Origin of the sequence: Microbacterium wangyouchuni, assembly GCF_051546305.1 — a bacterium.
Classification (GTDB): domain Bacteria; phylum Actinomycetota; class Actinomycetes; order Actinomycetales; family Microbacteriaceae; genus Microbacterium.
Genome location: NZ_JBPTMA010000001.1, coordinates 594,428 through 613,153, shown reverse-complemented (window position 1 = coordinate 613,153; position 18,726 = coordinate 594,428). Strand labels below are relative to the sequence as shown.

17 protein-coding genes are annotated in these 18,726 nt (G+C 65.0%); 12 read left to right on the top strand and 5 right to left on the bottom strand.

Annotated elements, in window-relative coordinates; genetic code table 11:
- Window positions 1-2: 2 nt before the first annotated feature.
- On the bottom strand, window positions 3-890 hold the full coding sequence (locus tag ACSS7Z_RS02965) for a glycosyltransferase family 2 protein (RefSeq protein ID WP_438252966.1): 888 nt from the start codon (window positions 888-890) through the stop codon (window positions 3-5).
- Window positions 891-1,103: 213 nt separating this feature from the next.
- On the opposite strand from ACSS7Z_RS02965, the gene ACSS7Z_RS02960 reads away from it, so the two are divergent.
- From ACSS7Z_RS02960 to ACSS7Z_RS02950, 3 genes are all read left to right on the top strand, one after another.
- Complete coding sequence (locus ACSS7Z_RS02960) at window positions 1,104-2,222, top strand: Gfo/Idh/MocA family protein (RefSeq protein WP_438252965.1); 1,119 nt, start codon at window positions 1,104-1,106, stop codon at window positions 2,220-2,222.
- Window positions 2,219-3,121: a hypothetical protein gene (locus tag ACSS7Z_RS02955; protein WP_438252964.1), complete on the top strand. Its 903-nt coding sequence runs from the start codon at window positions 2,219-2,221 to the stop codon at window positions 3,119-3,121. The genes ACSS7Z_RS02960 and ACSS7Z_RS02955 overlap by 4 nt, the downstream gene beginning before the upstream one ends.
- Window positions 3,122-3,195: 74 nt before the next feature.
- Window positions 3,196-4,818: a glycoside hydrolase family 16 protein gene (locus ACSS7Z_RS02950; protein ID WP_438252963.1), complete on the top strand. Its 1,623-nt coding sequence runs from the start codon at window positions 3,196-3,198 to the stop codon at window positions 4,816-4,818.
- A gap of 31 nt (window positions 4,819-4,849) precedes the next feature.
- Here ACSS7Z_RS02950 and ACSS7Z_RS02945 read toward each other — a convergent pair whose 3' ends face one another.
- From ACSS7Z_RS02945 to ACSS7Z_RS02935, 3 genes are all read right to left on the bottom strand, one after another.
- Window positions 4,850-5,824 carry a YveK family protein gene (locus tag ACSS7Z_RS02945; RefSeq protein WP_438252962.1) on the bottom strand — a complete coding sequence of 325 codons (975 nt, stop codon included), beginning with the start codon at window positions 5,822-5,824 and terminating at the stop codon, window positions 4,850-4,852.
- 72 nt (window positions 5,825-5,896) lie between these two features.
- Entirely contained in the window at window positions 5,897-7,180 is a 1,284-nt protein-coding gene (locus tag ACSS7Z_RS02940; protein WP_438252961.1) for a phenylacetate--CoA ligase family protein, read from the bottom strand.
- A 97-nt stretch (window positions 7,181-7,277) separates the two neighbouring features.
- Window positions 7,278-8,489: a glycosyltransferase gene (locus ACSS7Z_RS02935; RefSeq protein WP_438252960.1), complete on the bottom strand. Its 1,212-nt coding sequence runs from the start codon at window positions 8,487-8,489 to the stop codon at window positions 7,278-7,280.
- Window positions 8,490-8,703: 214 nt separating this feature from the next.
- On the opposite strand from ACSS7Z_RS02935, the gene ACSS7Z_RS02930 reads away from it, so the two are divergent.
- From ACSS7Z_RS02930 to ACSS7Z_RS02905, 6 genes are all read left to right on the top strand, one after another.
- Window positions 8,704-9,156 (top strand): FAD synthase family protein, encoded by a 453-nt coding sequence (locus tag ACSS7Z_RS02930; RefSeq protein WP_438252959.1) that lies wholly within the window; start codon window positions 8,704-8,706, stop codon window positions 9,154-9,156.
- Between the two features lie 99 nt (window positions 9,157-9,255).
- Window positions 9,256-10,803, top strand: coding sequence for an ABC transporter substrate-binding protein (locus tag ACSS7Z_RS02925; protein ID WP_438252957.1), 1,548 nt, complete (start codon window positions 9,256-9,258; stop codon window positions 10,801-10,803).
- An 87-nt stretch (window positions 10,804-10,890) separates the two neighbouring features.
- Window positions 10,891-11,853 (top strand): ABC transporter permease, encoded by a 963-nt coding sequence (locus ACSS7Z_RS02920; RefSeq protein ID WP_438252956.1) that lies wholly within the window; start codon window positions 10,891-10,893, stop codon window positions 11,851-11,853.
- A complete protein-coding gene (locus ACSS7Z_RS02915) occupies window positions 11,850-12,710 on the top strand; it encodes an ABC transporter permease (protein ID WP_438252955.1) in 861 nt (286 codons plus the stop codon). Before ACSS7Z_RS02920 ends, ACSS7Z_RS02915 begins: the two co-directional genes overlap by 4 nt.
- Window positions 12,707-13,477, top strand: a complete 771-nt coding sequence (locus tag ACSS7Z_RS02910; protein ID WP_438252954.1) for an ABC transporter ATP-binding protein — start codon at window positions 12,707-12,709, stop codon at window positions 13,475-13,477. Before ACSS7Z_RS02915 ends, ACSS7Z_RS02910 begins: the two co-directional genes overlap by 4 nt.
- On the top strand, window positions 13,474-14,379 hold the full coding sequence (locus ACSS7Z_RS02905; RefSeq protein ID WP_438252953.1) for an ATP-binding cassette domain-containing protein: 906 nt from the start codon (window positions 13,474-13,476) through the stop codon (window positions 14,377-14,379). The genes ACSS7Z_RS02910 and ACSS7Z_RS02905 overlap by 4 nt, the downstream gene beginning before the upstream one ends.
- 47 nt (window positions 14,380-14,426) lie before the next feature.
- Here the strand turns inward: ACSS7Z_RS02905 and ACSS7Z_RS02900 are convergent, their stop codons facing one another.
- Window positions 14,427-15,146 (bottom strand): DUF1684 domain-containing protein, encoded by a 720-nt coding sequence (locus tag ACSS7Z_RS02900; protein WP_438252952.1) that lies wholly within the window; start codon window positions 15,144-15,146, stop codon window positions 14,427-14,429.
- Between the two features lie 62 nt (window positions 15,147-15,208).
- Here ACSS7Z_RS02900 and ACSS7Z_RS02895 point away from each other — a divergent pair, with 62 nt between their 5' ends.
- The 3 genes from ACSS7Z_RS02895 to ACSS7Z_RS02885 are packed head-to-tail and all read left to right on the top strand — an operon-like array spanning window position 15,209 to window position 18,719.
- A complete protein-coding gene (locus ACSS7Z_RS02895; protein ID WP_438252951.1) occupies window positions 15,209-15,472 on the top strand; it encodes a glutaredoxin family protein in 264 nt (87 codons plus the stop codon).
- 43 nt (window positions 15,473-15,515) lie between these two features.
- Window positions 15,516-16,904 carry an MFS transporter gene (locus tag ACSS7Z_RS02890; RefSeq protein WP_438252950.1) on the top strand — a complete coding sequence of 463 codons (1,389 nt, stop codon included), beginning with the start codon at window positions 15,516-15,518 and terminating at the stop codon, window positions 16,902-16,904.
- Window positions 16,905-16,934: 30 nt separating this feature from the next.
- Window positions 16,935-18,719 carry an aldehyde dehydrogenase family protein gene (locus ACSS7Z_RS02885; RefSeq protein ID WP_438252949.1) on the top strand — a complete coding sequence of 595 codons (1,785 nt, stop codon included), beginning with the start codon at window positions 16,935-16,937 and terminating at the stop codon, window positions 18,717-18,719.
- Window positions 18,720-18,726 lie beyond the last annotated feature (7 nt).

Genomic DNA, 18,726 nt, shown 5'->3' with positions numbered 1-18,726 from the left:
GCTCAGATGCCCTTGCCGCGGCTGCGCACGAAGCGGATCACGGCGTCTGCACTCACCAGTCGCCAGGAGATGGCGATGGCGAGTGCGGCCTTGATCTGCTTCGGGTTGTGGCGCAGCGCGCGCCATCCCCATCGCCGGCCTTCCTTGCGCTGATTGTTCGCAACCAGGGCGAAGGCGATCTGCGCCTCGATCCGCCCGAGTGCAGCAGGGATGGTGGCGATATCCGGATGCTTGCGCAGCAGATACTGCAGAGCCTCGGCGTACACGGCCCACTGTCCGAAATAGTAGGACTGACCCTGCCAGCGCACGCGCACCAGCGGTTCATTCACAACAGTGACGGTGCCGTGATCCGAAGCGCGCAACAGCAGGTCATAGTCTTCGCCATAGGCGCGCGGGAGGTCCTCATCGATCAGCCCCACCGGCCCCAACAGCACGTCGCGACGAAACAGCAGGCCTCCCGAGGGGATACCCGGATGCCGGTCGCGCAGGAAGTCCTCGTGCGTGAGGTCGTCCTTCTCGACGAGACGCACGTGTGTGTTGACACCGTCATCCAGCACCATCGCGGTCGCGATGGCGATCGCATCCGGGCGCTCCTCCAGGCGTTTCAGCTGCGCCTCGAGCTTTCCTGGCAGCCACTCGTCATCGTCGTCGAGGAAGGCGACCAGCTCACCCTTCGACTCAAGGATTCCGGAGTTTCGAGCTCCTGCGAGCCCGCGCACTCGGGAATTGGCGATCCCCCTGACAGACCAGCCGTCGGGCACTTCGACCTCAGGCACCTCGATCGGGCAGGCGTCGAAGACGATGATCACCTCGCCTGTACTGGTAGTCCCCTGATTCAGGATACTTTCGACGGCGAGCTTCATGAGCTCCGGACGTTTATGCGTCGGCACGACAACAGACACTTCACAAAGCACGTGCGCTTCCCCTTAGTCACGCGTCCGATACCCGCTCCCCAGCGTGTTCGGAATCCCCAGATTTGCTGCGGGTCCCACCCCGTCAGAAAATCACTGACACGAAAGTCAGCTTGGCCGCTAGTATAGCGAACAGTGCTCCCGTGGGAAGGGGCACTGTTCTGGGGAACTTTCTGGGGAAGGGGATTCGTCGTGCCAGACGAAACAATTACACCGCGCGTACGCGTCGGAGTCGTCGGAGTCGGAAAGATGGGGCTCTCCCATCTGGCAATCGTCCGTGCTCTGCGAAATGTCGAGCTGGTCGGAGTCGTCGACTCCACCGATTACCTGCTCGATGTCTTGAACAAGTACACCGGGGCTGCCACATTCTCCACGCTGGAGAAGATGCTCGATCAGGCGCAGCCGGACGCGATCATCATCGCCACGCCGACCGGGTCGCACGCGGCGCTGGTGCGCAGCGCGCTGGAACGCGGCGTGCACGTGTTCTGCGAGAAACCGCTGACGCTGAGCGCTGAGGAGTCCCGCGAGCTCGCCGAGTTCGCCGCTGAGCACCGGCTCGTCGCCCAGGTTGGTTACCACAACCGCTTCATCGCGACGTTCCAGGCGGTCAAGCAGCTACTCGAGCAGAATGCGATCGGCCGCGTGACACACGTCCTCGCCGAGGCCTACGGGCCGGTCGTGCTGAAGGCCAAGGGTTCCACCTGGCGCAGCAAGCGCGCGACCGGTGGCGGCTGCCTGTACGACTACGCGGCGCATCCGCTCGACCTCGTGCACTGGTACCTGGGAAGCCCCGATCGCGTTCGCGGCTCGGTACTCAACAGCATCTTCTCCGCCGACACCGACGACGAGGTCTACGCAACTCTCGATTACGCCGACGGCGCGAGCGTACAGCTCTCGGTCAACTGGTCCGATGAGTCGTATCGCAAGATGTCGACGTCGATCACGATCTCCGGTTCGCAGGGGCGCATCGTCGCGGATCGGCAGGAGTTGCGCGTGTATCTGCGTGACGACGCGACGATCCCGGACGGGTACCGCACGGGCTGGAACATCAAATACACCACCGATCTCACCGAGCAGGTGTCGTTCTACCTGCGTGGTGAGGAGTACAGCGCACAACTGGAGAGCTTCATCGACTCGATCGCGGCAGGCGAGACCGAGGCCCGGCAGAACAGTTTCGCCAGCGCCGCCCACACCGATCAGGTGATCGAGTGGATCCTGCAGGACGCGGCCGGCGAAAAGATTCCCGGGGCGTTGACCGCACTTCCGGATGCCCCGAGACGGAGCCTGTTCGGATGGAGGAAAAGCGCATGAGCACGGTGAAGACCAGCGAGATGGACCTGCTCCTTCTCGGCGACAACCAGTTCTTCGGCATCAACCACATGTCCGAGGAGAAGGCCCGCGCCCAGGCGATCCGCTTCCAAGACACCGAGGCGATCATCGACGTGATCGACATCGCACTGGACAGTGGCATCCGCACTCTGATGTGCACGACGCACGATCGCATCGCAGAGGTGTGCGATCACATGCGCGCGAACCAGGACCGCTACGCGGATTACCGGTTCTACCCCTGCATGCCGTACGCCCATAAGTACGCGAACGCGATCACTGACAACGGAATGCTGGGCGCTGTGCGCCAGTTCCTGCCCGAAGAGGGACTCCTCAACGCCGCACTGCGCGGCGGCAAATCCTTCATGAACAAGGACATCGAAGGCATCATCACCCTGCTGGTGGATGCTGAGATGAAGATGTTCCACGGGCTGAAGACGCCGGTGATCTTCCTGCAGAACGTCGTGGTCGATCTCATGCTCGGTCTCGGATTCGACGAGGCCTTTGCGATCTTCGACCGGCACGTGCGCGAGCGCTACGGCGCGGAGCCAGGATTCATCACGATGAACCTGCCCATGCTGCTCGATGCGCTCGATCGTGTCGGCGTCGTCAACCCGATCGTGTGTTCGAACATCAACGAAATCGGCTTCCGGATGTCGGGAGGCATTGAGGAGTACGAGCGGGCATTGCAGGAGCGTCCGTTCCGTCCGGTGGCGATGTCGGTCTTCGCATCCGGTGCTATTGCGCCGCAGCGCGCACTGCAGTGGATTCACGATCACGCGAACGTCGAAGCCGTCGTTTTCGGGGCATCCTCACGTGCATCGATCGCCAGCACCACAGGAATCGTCAAGGAAGTTTGGGGAAGGGACCTCTACACTGGCTGAAACCCGACCAAACAGGATGCATCGAGGGGGCTCGGCAGGCATCCGCAATCCTCAGGAGACCTGGAGAGCGTGCAGTGCACCCACTCCTCCCCCTCGATATGAAGAAGACAGCTCATAAATCCGTCCTCCTCCGCTTTCTGATCGCAGCTTTCGCAACCCTCGCGGTGCTTGCCACGTCGTTCGTCGCGGCGCAGCCCGCGAAAGCCGCGACGTCGTCGGTCACGTCGATCATTCCGCGACAATCATCGTGGTCGTATTACCACGGCACCACGGCACCACGGTGGGACTGGCGAACAGCCCCCTCTGCCTGGTCGACCGGTAAGGCCCCCTTCGGCAAGGGCCGCGACATCGGCCCGGTCAGCACCCGCATTCCCGTGCCCAAGGACACCCAGCCGCTCTCAGCGTTCTTCCACAAGACTTTCACGCTCGGCACCGATCTGCCGGAATGGTCGTGGCTGAATACCTGGGCAGATGACGGGATCGTCGTCTGGGTCAACGGCGTCGAGGTCGGCCGCAAGAACGCTCCGACCGGCCAGATCAAGGCGAACAGTTACTCGACGATCGCACCGAATTCCGAGGCAGCGCGTCGTGACCCGGTGACGTTCTCGGTTCCGGCCTCGATTCTGAAAACCGGCAAGAACACGATCGCCGTGCAGGTGCTGTTCAGCTGGCGCAAGACGCCGAACATCAGCTTCGATGCGCACCTCGTACGCGAGGACCGCACGGATACCCCGGCAGTGCCCGTGCCTCCGGTGAAGCCGGTCAAACCGGCTGAGCCCGCGCCTCCGGTCAAACCGGCTGAGCCCGTGGCGCCCGCACCACCCGTCAAGCCCGCACCACCCGCCGACGGCGAGGTCGCCGGCTGGGGCGCACCGGACTGGCGCGACGAGTTCTCCTATGTCGACCCGTCAACCAAGAAGCCCGCCGTTGACCCGGACAAGTGGAACGTTCGCGGGCGTGATGATCTCGGTCTGCTCTTCGATGCGGCAGTGGTCGAACGCGAACAGGTGAGTGTGGACGCTGGCGGCGTGCTGCACATCAAGTCCGACTGGTTGGATAAGCCGACCAAGCGCCCGTCCACGCAGAGCGGGCCGACCAACCTCTGGCACACGACCGGCTATCTGGATCAGCGCAAGCTCGAAGCGGATGACGTATCGATGAGTCAGCGGTACGGACGTTGGGAGATCCGCGCGAAGACCCCGACCGGCGATAACACTCGTGGTGCGCTGGCTGCGTTCTGGCTGCGCAACTCGCAGTCCGGTGAGATCGACATTATGGAAGCCTGGGGCCATGGCGGCACGATGCCCGCCGAGTACGACCGCTGGGTGAAGGACACTGCCGCCACGACCATCCATACCAAGACTGACGGCAGCGGCCGGAAGGAGATCTGGCGTCACCGGGAGCAGGGCGCGACCGCTGTGCCATGGGATGGTTTCCACGTGTACGCGTTCGAGCTCACCCCGACCTATGCCGCGACGTATGTCGACGGTGTCGAGGTGATGCGCGCCACCCCTGCCAGCTACCCGGATCTGTGGGATGAGAAATACTTCGGTACACCGCTGCACATGCGCTTGAACCTGCATGTCGGACCGTCGACGACATACTGGGGCCTGCCGGATCCGAATAACCGCTCGGCAACGCAGAAACTCGATTTCCAGATCGACTACGTGCGCTCCTGGGAGTACACCGGCGGCTGAGCCCGACAGAAGCGCCGCTGGCCTGCAGAGGTCAGCGGCGCTTCTTGTCAGCGCTGCGCGCGCTCATCGGCTGAAGCGCCACCGGCTCCGCGTGCTCTGCATCCGCGTGCTCTGCATCCGCGTGCTCTGCATCCGCGTGCTCTGAGTCAGCAAGAGTGTCGTCCTCGTCAAGCGTGAATTTCGGCTGCTCTGGCCTGTCGTCGTCCTCGGTGACGGCTTCCTCCGCCAGCGCTGTTTCCTCTGATGTCTTGCTGCGCTTGTAGGTGCTGCCGGGCCCATTGCGCACTCGCGAAACGATCAGTGCAGCGATCGCCCCGAGCAGGATGCCGAGGAACATTCCCGCCGCGATGAACACGAGAACGGATGGTCGGTTCGACTTCTGTGGCGGGTCGGCCGGGGTTACGAGAGTTCCGGAGTAGAACGGCGTCGCCGTGATGAGTGCCTGCTGATCGAGCAATGCCTGCAGTTGCTGCTGCGTCGCCGAATGCTGGCTGCTGCCCTCAGCCTGCGAGTCCAGCAGTGACTGCAGCTTCTCAATGGAGTTCCCGAGCTCCGTGGTCGACTTCTCGACGACCGCGCGCGCATTATCGGTGCGCTCCTCACCGTAGGCTGTGGCCAGGGCGTTCGCGCGGTCGGCGGCGAGCTGAGGGCTGTTTGCCGTCACCTGGAAGATCAGCACCTGCGAGTTGCGCGGAACTTCGATCACGGTGTTCGCCCGAAGCGCTTCCACCGAGGTGTCGTCGAGCTCGCTCACGGCTCGATCGATCACGGCAGTCGATGTTGCAACGACACGCTCGGTCTCCATGTTGACGGTGTTGAAGCTCGACCCCGAAGAAAGCACACTGATCGGCTCAACCGTGTGCTGGGCCTCAGCGGTGTACTTCTGCGGGTAGATCGCGAAAATGCCCACACCAGCCAGGGTGAGCACCACAATGGTGCCGACCAGCACAAGCCAGGACTGCATGATCCCTCGGTAGAGGTCTTCCAATGTCCAGTGTGTTGCCACGCGTTTTCTCCCCCAGTCCCCTGCTGCGCTGCACGTCGTTGCACGACGCAGACGCACGTCATCTTACATTTCTCAGCTTCGGACTTCCGAGATCACCAACCGGGCTTTGCCTGCCGCGCTCTCGATGGATTCGACAGCAACCGGCGTGATCGGCACTTCTGCCCCGAGGATTCTGCGGAGTTTGTCGACGGCGAGCGCAACGGCTTCGCCCGATGCATCCGGGTTCGCCACGACATAGCGCAACGTGATCGAGAGATCAGCGTGCTGCACGATCTGCATCTGCCGGATCGCTCCGGGTGATTCCAGGAAGAGACCGCTGAGGCCGCCGGTGATCTGCTTTCCGGACGGCGTGCGGATGATATCCGCGACTCGGCCCTGAACCGGATCGATCCGCGGGAATGCCAGCCCGCAGGCGCATGCTCCCTCGATCGTTCGCGACCGGTCACCCATCTCATAGCGCACGAGCGGAAAGACCTCATTGCTGAAGTCAGTCACGACGACAGACCCCTCGACGCCGTCGGCAAGCGGATGCCCGGTTGCGTCGACGATCTCGACCCGCCGCTGATCAGCGGCTACGTGGAGCCCTTGATGCGCCGAGCACTCGGCGGCGATCCAGGGGATCTCGGCCGAACGGTACGTGTCGAACACCGGGGCACCGAAAGCTCGCTCCAGTAGTTCCCGTTGCCCGGGCTGCAGCATCGCCGCCGTCACAGAGACCGCTGTCGTCGCCAGCGTACGGTTGGTCCGCTCCAGGTGCGCGGCCACAGCAGTCGCACCCTCGACGTAAGCAACGAGCAGCCGCGGTTCGACCCGCTGCCACTGTGCGATGAACGACTGGATCGATTCCTCGGTGACCGCACGCGCATCCAGCAGGAAGTGACGACTCGGCCACCATTGCGCGGCATACAGGAGCGCTTCTTTGCCCTGCCGCACCCGGCGGTAGATGAAAGCCATGTCATCGGCCGGGTGAATACCCCACCAGCGGTAGATCCGCCACCACATCGCGGCGGTCGGTGCAGCTGCATCGTTGCGGATGTGCAGCGGAGCTCCGGTGCTGCCGCCGGTCTGTGATGAGAGTGCACGAGCAGGGGCCACGTTCTGCGCGAGCACAGCATCGCCGGCGCTTCGCAACAGGTCTTTGGTCACCACCGGCAGCTGGCTGAAGTTCGCAGCATCCACTACATCGTCGCGGGAGAAACCAGCGCCGGAGTAGAGCTCACGATAAAACGGCGAGTTGTCGAACGCGTGCAGAGCGATCCGTGCACTCGCGGTAGCCACGATGTCGGAGAGTTGCTCGAGCGATGCCGTCTCACGCTCGCGCATCTGACGAAACGCCTGCAGATCCGGGCGCATCAAAAGACGAGTCTTGAGTCCGAATATCGCTCTCTTCACAGCTCCCCACAAGCTCCGGCGCGATGCCGATCGTCTCCATCGTAAGACGTACGGGCTGCGCTCAGAGCTCCCCCGGCCGCATCGCCTCAGCGTCGATGGCCTTGAGGATGCGCTGGGCGGCTGTGTCGGTCACCGGCTCCGTGCCCGCAGCATCCGTCCGCCGCGAGCGGCCCCGCCTCGGCGCGTAGACGACCAGGGAGTGGAACAGGAACCGGGCGAAGAACGCGATGACCAGCGAGATCGCCGTGGCCAGGATGCTGGAGATGTGCCAGGTCTCCACCATCAGCGCCATGATCGGGATTCGCAGCGCCGCTTCGACGCCGTTGAAGGTGATGGAGGCCGCGAAGCGTGTCCAGGGGCCGCGGGCGTCCTGACGCATGTCGGCGAAGACGAAGCGCTCCTGCAGGAGGAAGTTTCCGACAATCGTGGCTGCGGCCCCGATAATCGCCGCCCAGATGTAGGGCATCCCCATCGCGATGAGAATCCACATGATGCCGAGGTTTGCCACAGCGCCGATTCCGCCGATCAGGGCGAACATTGACATCTTGCCGAACCGCAGGCGCGTCAGATGCGCGACGAAGGTGGCACCCTGGCGCAGAGTCGCCTTCGACGTTCCGCTTCGGCGTTCCGAGAACTCCATCGGAACTTCGGCGATGCGCACATCCGAGCGCGCCAGGATCTCCAGCAGAATCTTGAACCCCTGCGGACGAAGCGTCGGCACATCCAGCATCCGACGGTCAACGAGGAAGAACCCCGTCATCGGGTCGCTGCTGCGCGCAAGCCTTCGCGGGAACATGGCCTTGGTGAGCCAGGTAGCCGCACGGGAGACACCGAAACGCATGGCGGTTCCCAGCCCGCGGGAGTCACCGCCACCGATATAACGGGATGCCGCTACGACATCGACGTCACCCGCGCCGAAGCGCGCCAGCATGGCCGGGAGAAGCTCGGGCGGATGCTGCAGGTCACCGTCCATCACGATGCAGACGTCTCCGGTGGCTTCCGCCAGCCCCACAGCGACTGCACCGCCCAGTCCGCCAGTGTTCTCGCTGCGGTGGATCACACGCACCGGCAGTGCGGCGTCCCTGGCGACACGTTCGATCTCGGCCGCAGTATCGTCCGAGCTGTCGTCGACGAACAGGATCTCGGCGGCGTGGCCGTTCAGAGCCGCAGCAGTCCGCGCCACAAGCTCGGCGACGTTTTCGCGCTCGTTGAAGGTCGGCACGATGATCGTGACGGCAACGTCCACGTGCGCTCCTCCCCGCGGTTCCGGCATCCATCGTTTCATGCCATCAGCGCATCGAGAAAAGCTCTGCCGCATGAGAAACGTCGTCGGTGCACCTGTTTCATGCAGCAAGTCCTTTTTCACAGCCTGTCCGCGCAACTCGTGACAGCGCGCGCCGCGCGCGCTAAGCTAACCGAGTACGACTCTGGGGGTCGTGCGTGGCCGTGGGGGCCACTTTCTGGGGAATGAATGATCTGGGGAGATCATGGGGACGCGTATTGGCTATGCCGCGGGAGCTTTCGACCTGTTCCACGTCGGCCATTTGAACCTTCTGCGCCACGCCAAGCAGCAGTGCGATGTGCTGATCGCTGGCGTCGTGAGCGACGAGATGCTGCGGCAGGTGAAGGGCATCGAAGCTGTCATTCCGACCGCTGAGCGCGCCGAGATCGTGCGCCACATCTCGTTCGTCGACGACGTTTACGTCGAGACGGCTCCCGCGAAGATGGATGCCTGGCGAGATGTGCACTTCACGCACTTCTTCAAGGGCGACGATTGGCGCGGGACTGAGAAGGGGCAGCGGCTGGAGCGCGAATTCGCCGATGTGGGTGTCGAAGTCGTGTATTTCCCGTACACCGCCCACACCTCGAGCACCGCTCTTCGGCGAGCGCTGGATGCCCTCACCGCAGGGTCCGCACCAACAATGGCAACGGCCCTCTGACAACAAAGCGTCATAGAGCGCAATCGGGGAATACCTCGGGCGTTGGCGCGCTTAGCCTTGAGTGTGCGCATTCGCGCGCATACACAGCTGAGGAACTCTATGACGAAGACACGTTTCGGGCTCACCGCGCTCATCGCCGCCGCTGCCCTGGCTCTGACCGCCTGCTCGGCCGGAGCATCCCCTGACACTGAAACTGCCGACGGCCAGGCCGTAACCGGATCGCTGACCTACGTGATCGGCGGCGACCCCACCTCGCTAAACCCGATCAACGTCGGCGACCGCTGGGGTCTGACCACCACCAACATCGTGTACTCGCCGCTGGCGCGCGTCGAAGGCGACGGCACCGTCGTCAATGAGCTCGCCGAAACCATCGAACCGGCCGACGACGGACTCTCCGTCACCGTGACCCTCAAGGAGGGGCTGCTGTGGTCTGACGGCGAGCCGCTCACCGCCGACGATGTCGTGTTCACCTACACGAACAAGGCCGTCCGCGAGAACGGCGCTGCCGACGCGCTGTGGGTCGGTGACGCGCCCATCACTGCTGAGGCGACCGATGACCGCACCGTCGTGTTCCACCTGCCGTCGGTGAGCGCCGCGGCGCTGAGCAACATCGCCACGGAGACCTACATCATCCCCGAGCACGTCTACGGCGATGTCACCGACTTCTCCGGCGCTGAACTCGACCCGATCGCTGTCGGCTCGGGTCCGTATGTGCTCACCAAGTACGAGCGCGGCCAGTACCTGACGTTCGAGCCGAACGAGAACTTCTACGGCGAGGCTCCGAACATCGAGAACCTGACGCTGCAGATCGTTCCGAATGCCGACACGGTCAAGACCGCTCTGCAGACAGGTGAAGCGGATGCCTCATTCGCGACGCCTGACCAGATCGATGAGCTGTCGGCCGCTGGCCTGGACATCTACCCGTACTCCGAGGGCCGCGTCGCCTACCTGGGCCTGAACCTCGCGAAGCTCACCGATAAGGACGTGCGCCAGGCGCTCATGTTCGCGCTGGACCGCAATGAGCTGAACGATGCCGCCTACCTGTCGGATGAGTACTACGAGAACGCCTACACGATCCTGCCGCCGAGCAACGCCTTCGCGACCGAGGACGTTGAAAAGTACGAGCAGGATCTGGATGCGGCATCCGCAGCCGACGGCCTGACGATCACCCTCGCCTACGCCGGTTCCGACCCGGCGCAGACGACCCAGGCGACGCTCATCCAGCAGCAGCTGAAGCAGGCCGGCGTCACCGTCGAACTCGCCGGTGTCGAGGGCGCATCGATCTACACCGAGATCGAGAAGGGTGCCGACGCTAAGTACGATGCCTTCCTCGGCGGCTACATTATGGGCGCCGACCCGGACGCATACAGCGCCCTGTACCGCTCCGGCGCATCGTCGAACTTCTTCCACTACGAAAGCGCGGAAACCGACGCACTGTTCGACGCGGGGGCGGCCGAGCTGGATCCCGAGGCGCGCGGCGCGATCTACGACGACCTGCAGGCGCAGATCGCCGAGGACGCGGTGATCTACCCGATCACCGACAACCTCAAGATCCTCGCCGTGAACTCGCGCATCGGCGGCGTGGAAGAGGCCGGACTCGTTCCGATCTACACGATGGAGAACTTCGGTCTGCTGACCGCGAAGTAAAATAATCGGATGCCGTGAGCCGCGCTCAGCGCAGGCTCACGGCATCCGCCTGCTCACCCAGGCGACACACCGGCAGAAGGGCCACCCGTGACCAGGTTCATCGTGCGACGACTCCTCCAGGTCGTCCCGATGCTTCTGCTGCTCTCCTTCGTCGTCTTCCTGCTGATCCAGCTCGCCCCCTACGATGTGGTCGATTCGATCACGACGCCGAACATGTCCGATGAGACGGTCGCAGCGATGCGGGCGAAGTTCGGTCTCGATCAGCCGGTGATCACGCAGTATCTGCTGTGGCTCGGGAACGTCTTCCAGGGGGATTTCGGCTACTCCCTCACTAGCCGCCAGCCGATCAGCTCTGAACTCGCCGCCCGCATCCCGAACACGATCCTGCTGATCGCGCCGGCGTACCTGGCGGCCATGGTGATCGCGATCGTCCTCGGACTAGTCGCCGGTTCACACAAAGGCCGCTGGGCCGACCGGCTCATCGACTCGCTCGCTGGAATCGGCATCGCGATGCCGTCGTTCTGGTTCGCGCTGCTGATGATCTACGTGTTCGGCTATCTGCTGCGGTGGTTCCCCATCATCGGGATGCACACCGTCGGCAAGCAGGGTGATCCGCTGGATCTCCTCGCCCACTACGTGCTGCCGTTCACCGTACTCGTGGTGGCCTTCTTCCCCGATCTCTCCCGGTACGTGCGCTCCTCGACGATCAACCAGCTCTCCCAGGACTACGTGCTTGTCCAGCGCGCGTACGGCTCGCCCCGGCGCCGCATCCTCGGTGTGCATGTCAGCCGCAACGTCCTACTGCCGATCGTCACGCAACTGGGTCTCGCGCTGCCGATGCTAATCACTGGCGCCATCATCACCGAGTCGGTCTTCGCGTGGCCCGGCATCGGGCCGTATTTCCTCACGGCGACCAAGAGCCTGGACTATCCGGTGATTCTGGCGATCCTGCTGCTGTCGGCTCTGCTCGTGATCGTCGGTAACCTCCTCGCCGACATCCTGTATGTCCTCATCGATCCGCGCATCCGCTTGGGAGGTGCAGGCTCGTGACCGCCCCCGTGATCCCTGAGCTTCCGGTTGTGTCCGCTCGGCGCCGCCGGCCACTGCGCTCGGCCTCGGAGATCGCCGCTGCCGCGTTCCTCGTGCTGCTGGTCGTCGTGAGCCTGATCACGCCACTGCTTCCACTCGACCCCGACAGCACCGATCTTGCGATCCGCTGGCAAGGTCCCAGCGCCGCGCACTGGTTGGGTACCGATGATGTCGGCCGCGACTATCTGGCACGAGTGATCTACGGCGGCCGGATCTCCCTCATGGTGGGTGTCCTCGCCATGCTCGCCTCGACCGCGATCGGTGTGATCGTCGGGCTGACCGCAGGATATGCACGCGGCTGGGTGGACGAGGTGCTGATGCGATTCGTCGATTTCATCTCATCGATCCCGTGGATGGTCCTCGTGATCGTCGCGAGCGTGTTCCTGCGCCCGGGGCTGTGGACGATCATCATCGTCATCGGTGCGTTCTCGTGGATGCCGACGGCCCGGCTCGTCCGCGCCGAAACGCTGTCGCTGCGCGAGCGCACCTTCGTCGGCTACGCCCGCTTCATCGGCGAGCGCCCCCGTACCGTGGTGTGGCGCCACGTGGTGCCCGATGCGATGCCCACGATCATCGTGGCTGCGACCGCCACGATCTCTGCGGCGATGCTCACTGAATCGGCGCTGAGCTTCCTGGGTCTCGGCATCCAGCCGCCGATGGCCTCGTGGGGCAGTCTGCTCGAATCCGCACAGGGCAGCCTCGCGCGCAGTCCGCTGCTCGCGGTCGTACCCGGGCTCCTGATCATGCTGACGGTACTGTCGTTCAACGTCCTTGGTGACGCCCTGCGCCGCAAGGTGAGCGAGGAGAGCGCCCGATGACACTTCTGCACATCCAGAACCTCACCATCGATCTCCCTGCAGCCGACGGCGTTTTCCGAGTACTGGAGGACCAGACACTCGATGTGCCTGCCGGCGGGATTCTCGGCATCGTCGGCGAATCCGGATCCGGCAAGACGATGCTGCTGCGCGCGATCATGGACATCCTTCCCGAGGGCGCTCTCCGCACCTGGTCGCGCATCGAATTCGACGGCGCTGATGTCACCGCTCGCTACGACCATGCACGTCTGCCGATCTCGATGGTCTTCCAAGACCCGCTGACGTCTTTCAATCCGCTGGTGCGCATCGGCGCCCACCTGGTCGAAGTCGCCCGTCGACGCCAGGGGGTCGCTCGCAGACAGGCACGCGGACTCGCCATCGAAGCGCTCACCGCCGCGCGGATTCCCGACCCGGAGCGGGTCTTCTCCCGGTATCCGCATGAGCTCTCCGGCGGGCTGCGCCAGCGCGCGATGATCGCGATGGCCCTGCTCGCTCGACCTCGACTGCTGCTGCTCGATGAGCCGACCACGGCACTGGACGCCACCGTTCAGGCCGAGATCCTCGCTCTCATCCGGCAGTTGCAGGCCGAGCGCGGTCTCACCGTGGTGATCGTCACGCACGATCTCGGTGTCGTCGCAGCGCTGTGCGACACGGTCGCCGTGATGAAGGATGGCCGGATCGTCGAGCACGCCGGCGTCGACGAGCTCTTCCGCGCGCCGGAGCATCCGTACACCCGGTCTCTGCTGGCTGCGATCGGAGACGGCCTATGAGCGAGCTCATCCGCGTCGATGACGTGCGAAAGTCCTACGCGGTGCGCAACGCCTGGGGGCGGCAGACCGGAACCCTGAACGCGGTGGACGGTGTCTCTTTGACCATCGATGCCGGCGAGACACTCGGAGTCGTCGGCGAATCCGGGAGCGGGAAGTCGACGCTCGGTCGCCTGATCCTGCAGATCGAGCCGCCGACGGCGGGCTCTGTGATCTACGACGGCGTCGACCTCTCGGCGCTGTCGCGCCGGGATCGCGAAACTCAACGCGGACGGATGCAGGTGATCCACCAGGATCCGTACTCCGCTCTGAACCCGCATCGCTCGGCGCTGGCCAGCGTCATGGAGCCGTTGACGGCGGGCGGTGTTTCGGGGGATGCCGCAGCCACAGCCGCCCGCGAGGCACTGGCCGCGGTGGGTATCGACGAGGCCTCGGCACGCAAGCGCCCGGGGGCGTTCAGCGGCGGTCAGCGTCAGCGCATCGCCATCGCCCGGGCGATCGCTCCCCGTCCGGCGTTCATCGTCTGCGATGAGCCGGTGTCAGCGCTGGACATGTCGATCCAGGCGCAGGTGACCGAACTGCTGCAGAAGCTGCAACGCGAGTTCGACCTGACCTATCTGTTCATCTCGCACGATCTGTCGGTGGTGAAAGAGATCGCGACCCGCACAGCCGTGATGCGGCGTGGGCGCATCGTCGAACTCGCACCGACTGCCGAACTGTTCGAGGCGCCGCAGCATCCGTACACGAAGCGGTTGCTCGAAGCGGTCCTCGTACCCGACCCGCAGCGCGCACGCGAGCGCCTCGCCCATGTGACGACTCGGCCGGCACCGGAATCCGACGTGCCGGATGGCCCGCTCACAGAGGTCGCTCCCGGCCATTACGTCGCAGCCGCCGTCGCTCGCTGAACCGGCGCTGAGCCGTCGCTCGCTGAGCCGCCGCTGTCGTCGTGAGATCAGCTGCGAACGGCGCGCCGCTCCCCCGCGGTCACTGCCGCTGTGATGCGGTTCGCCGGCGGCGGCAGCGGGCACACGTACTGGTCGCTGAACGCGCACGGCGGCAGGTAGGCCTGGTTGAAGTCGACCGTGGTGGCGCCGGCAGCATCCGGTTCACCGATCGGCAGGAAACGGAACCGGTAGGCCCCGTCTGCCGCTGTCGCATCGGTGATGACGGCGCTGAGTCCACCCTCGTCACCCGAGACGACCAGGTGATACTCGTTGCCGGCGATCGTGACAGCGACGGTGCCGACGGCGCTGTGCGTGCTCTCGTGGCCATCGACGCTGCGAACCTGGCGTTCCTCGCCTGCCGCTGCCGGCACGAAGCGTCCCGGCAGCTCCCACGCAGCATCCGTCTCGAATGACTCGATCGCTTTCAACGTGAGCCGGTCCGGGTTCTCCGGGTCATACACCCGCAGCGCGAGCGCACCGTCACGGGCAAAGGCACGCAGCTGCAACTCTCCCGCGGTGACATGCGTGAACGGCTCGAGCCGAACAGCGCCGAGGCCGGGCACGTCCTCTCCGTGCACGAGCCCGCCTGCCGCCCACCAGCGTCCGGGGACGCCGTCGTAGCTCTGCGGCTCAGCATCCAACCAGTGTGTGAAGCGCAGCGCGGCGGTGCCATACGGCGCGTGCACCTGGTTCCAGCGTTCGGTGATGCTCAGCTCGGTTGTGCTCATCCCGCCAGATTACGCGGTTGCCAGATGGCCCGGGGCGGCGTGGGGCGTCCTATCCTGGATATATGACTTCTCCTGCCTCTGACACCATCACGTTGTTCGGCGCCGACTGGTGCCGTGACTGCGTCCGCACCAAGAAGCAGCTCGACGAGCTGGGTATCGAGTACACCTACGTCGACCTCGTCGCGGAACCGACAGCGGCCGACGTCGCCAAGGAGATCTCTGGACGCACCAACATCCCCGTGGTCGTGTACCCGGATGCTTCGCACCACGTCGAGCCGAGCAACGATGACGTCACCACGAAGCTGCGCGAGCTCGCACTGATCTGACGCTCGGCGGATGCCGGGGCGTGGGCCCCGCTACACTGGCGCGATGAGCACTGGCGCTCGACCCGAACGAGCTTCCGTACGCCTGTCCGCACGCACGATCGTGAACTATGCGATCGGCTCGCTCGGCACCGGCGGCTATTCCACGCTGCCCGGACTCGTGCTGACGTACTTCCTCACCGACAACCTCGGTGTCGCAGCCCTCGCCGCTGGCATCATCGTCACATCGGCGAAAATCTGGGACGTCATCATCGATCCGCTGATCGGCGCGGCATCCGATCGTCAGCTCGCGCGCACCGGATCACGCCGGGGGTTCATGGTCATCGGCGCGCTCACCCTGCCGATCTTCTTCGCGCTGACCTTCGCCGTGCCACCGTCGTGGGGGCCGGTCGCGGGCGCGACCTGCGTGCTGCTCGCCTTCCTCGCCACCGCCACGTCGTTCAGCCTCTTCCAGGTGCCCTACGTCGCGCTGCCCGCGGAACTCACCCGTGGCTACAACGAGCGCACGCGTCTGCTCGGCTGGCGGGTCGTCGTGCTCACCGCTGCGATCCTGCTGTTCGGCGCGGGCGGTCCGATGCTCCGGCGGGCCACCGGCGACCAGGTGACCGGCTATCTGCTGATGGGGATCGTCGCCGGAGTCGCAATCGGCATCGGGATGCTGATCGCCAGTCGAACCGCGAAGGATGCCGCGGCGCACAGCGTTCCCCGCTCAGGGATCGGCCCGACGGGCCTGCGCGAGCAGTACCTCTCCGGCTTCCGCGCCCTGCGTCGCAGCCTGCCCTTCCGTGCGCTTCTGGGCACCTTCCTGCTGCAGGCGCTCGCCACCGGCACGATGCTGGCTGGCGCGCAGTACGTCGCCACCTGGGTGCTGCGCGATGAGGCCGCGGTCGAGGTGCTGTTCATCGCTCTCGTCGGACCCGCCCTGATCGCGACCCCGGTCTGGACGGTGATTGCGAACAGGATCGGCAAGGAGCGCGCTTTCGTCGGCGCCAGCATCCTGTACCTCCTGGCCTCAGCGTCGATCATCTTCGCCGTCTGGGCACCCGGCGCCTGGATTTACGCTTCAGTAGCCGTGGCCGGTATCGCCTATGCCGGTCTGCAATCGCTGCCGATGGCGATGCTGCCCGATGTCATCTCGCACGACGAGCGCACCACGGGTCCCGGTCAGGCTGGAACGTTCACGGGCATCTGGACGGCCGGTGAGACGATCGGCTTCGCGCTCGGGGCGACCACCGTCGCATTGATGCTCGCCTCGACAGGATATGTCTCAAGCATCGCCGGCAGCAGCGTCACGCAACCTGCTGCCGCCGTCGCCGGGATCGTGCTGAGCTTCAGTATCGTCCCCGCCATTCTGATGGCGCTCAGCCTCGTTCCGCTGTCGCGGTACCGGCTGCGCAAAGCCGATATCGACGCCGCTTCGATCCAGCCCGCTTAGGCTGGACAAAAGCCGCCAGAGGAGATCCCGATGACTTCAGCGCCCGCAGCCGTACCGACCGCGAGCGGTGTTGATGACGCCGTCCGTGAGCAACTGGACACAGCGATCAGTGAACTGGAGGAGGGAACGCGCACCTGGTCCGCGCTCAGTCTCGGCCAACGCGCAACTCTGCTGCGAACGGTGCGCACTGCGGTCGCGGCATCCGCTGAGGAGTGGGCGCACACAGCCGCAGCATCCAAGGGTCTCTCGGGCAGCCATCCGCTGAGAGGCGAGGAATGGCTCGCCGGCCCGTACAACGTGCTGGGCGCCCTGGATGCGTACGCCGAGACGCTGTCGCGGCTGGCTGACGGACGCAACCCGCTCGAGGGCATCCGTATCGATCGCGCGCCTGGCGGTCGCACGCGTGTGCACGCGTTCCCGCTCACCGGCGCCGACAAGATACTGCTGTCGGGTTTCACCGGCGAGGTGTGGCTCACGCCGGGCACGACGCCACGCTCAGCGCGCGCGGGCGCGGGTCTCGCCCAGCGCACGCCGCAGGATTCCGGAGGAGTGGGCCTCGTGCTCGGCGCCGGCAATGTCACCGCGATTCCCGTCCTCGACGCCCTTTACGAGCTCCTCGCGAACAATCGCACCGTGCTGCTGAAGGTGAACCCGACGCAAGACAGCCTGGTGCCCGTTTTCGAGCACGCTCTCGCGCCACTCATCGAACTCGCCCTCCTGCGGATCGTGCGCGGCGATGGCGCCGTGGGTGCCTATCTCACCGCCAACAAGCGTCTGTCGCACGTGCATATCACCGGCTCTGCCGCTACCTTCGACGCGATCACCTGGGGCCCTTCGACCGGCTCAGGGTCCGCTGCCAGCAAACGGCGGCGCCGCGAGGGACGCCCGCTGCTGAAGAAGCCGATCACCGCAGAACTCGGCGGAGTCTCCCCCATCATCGTCGTGCCAGGCGAGTGGACGGACGCCGACATCACCTTCCAAGCTGAGCACATCGCCACGATGCGACTGCAGAACTGCGGACACAACTGCATCGCCGGTCAGGTCGTGATCATGTCGTCGGATTGGGAGCTGCGCGACGCTTTCCTCGCTGCGCTGCGCAGCGCATACGCGCGGGCCCCCGAACGACCGATGTGGTACCCGGGTTCGGATGCTCATATGAAGCAGGCGGCGCTCGATTACCCGGATGCGCTGGTCCTCGGCGACCGCATGCTGGTGGACATCGGCCCGAACGACGACGCGACCGCGTTGCAGAACACCGAGTACTTCGCACCCGTGCTCGGCGTCGTCGAACTCGCCGGTGCGGGCCAGGATTTCCTCGATGCCGCCGTCGCCCACGCCAATGACCAATTGGAGGGCACCCTGGGCGCGAACGTGCTCATCGACCCGGCCACGCAGCAGTCTCTCGACAGCGGATTCGAGCGCGCCATCACCGCGTTGCGCTACGGCACCGTCGCGATCAACGCCTGGACCGCCGTCGGCTTCACCAGTCCGACCCTCACCTGGGGCGCCTATCCCGGCAGCACGCTCGAGAAGATCGGCAGCGGGCTGGGCGTGGTTCACAACGCCCTGCTGCTCGATAACGTGGAGCGCTCGGTGGTGCGGGGGCCTTTCCGCCCGTTCCCGCGCTCAGTCGGTTCGCTGCTGCCCGGACCCCTGCGTTCGCCAGGCGGTGGACGCTTCACGATCCTGCCCAAGCCGCCGTGGTTCGTCACGGCACGCACCGGCGCTGTGGTCTCGGAAGGCCTCACCCGCTTCCGTGCGAGTGGTGGGATGTTCGGCCTCGTGAAGACGCTGCTGCAGGCACTGCGCGCCTGAGCCGGCC

Excerpts from the sequence above, each read along its gene's own strand:
- ACSS7Z_RS02930 (WP_438252959.1), top strand. The coding sequence starts at position 8,704 with ATGGGGACGCGTATTGGCTATGCCGCGGGAGCTTTCGACCTGTTCCAC.
- ACSS7Z_RS02935 (WP_438252960.1), bottom strand. The coding sequence starts at position 8,489 with ATGCCGGAACCGCGGGGAGGAGCGCACGTGGACGTTGCCGTCACGATC.
- ACSS7Z_RS02925 (WP_438252957.1), top strand. The coding sequence starts at position 9,256 with ATGACGAAGACACGTTTCGGGCTCACCGCGCTCATCGCCGCCGCTGCC.
- ACSS7Z_RS02885 (WP_438252949.1), top strand. The coding sequence starts at position 16,935 with ATGACTTCAGCGCCCGCAGCCGTACCGACCGCGAGCGGTGTTGATGAC.
- ACSS7Z_RS02900 (WP_438252952.1), bottom strand. The coding sequence starts at position 15,146 with ATGAGCACAACCGAGCTGAGCATCACCGAACGCTGGAACCAGGTGCAC.
- ACSS7Z_RS02890 (WP_438252950.1), top strand. The coding sequence starts at position 15,516 with ATGAGCACTGGCGCTCGACCCGAACGAGCTTCCGTACGCCTGTCCGCA.
- ACSS7Z_RS02955 (WP_438252964.1), top strand. The coding sequence starts at position 2,219 with ATGAGCACGGTGAAGACCAGCGAGATGGACCTGCTCCTTCTCGGCGAC.
- ACSS7Z_RS02910 (WP_438252954.1), top strand. The coding sequence starts at position 12,707 with ATGACACTTCTGCACATCCAGAACCTCACCATCGATCTCCCTGCAGCC.
- ACSS7Z_RS02895 (WP_438252951.1), top strand. The coding sequence starts at position 15,209 with ATGACTTCTCCTGCCTCTGACACCATCACGTTGTTCGGCGCCGACTGG.
- ACSS7Z_RS02905 (WP_438252953.1), top strand. The coding sequence starts at position 13,474 with ATGAGCGAGCTCATCCGCGTCGATGACGTGCGAAAGTCCTACGCGGTG.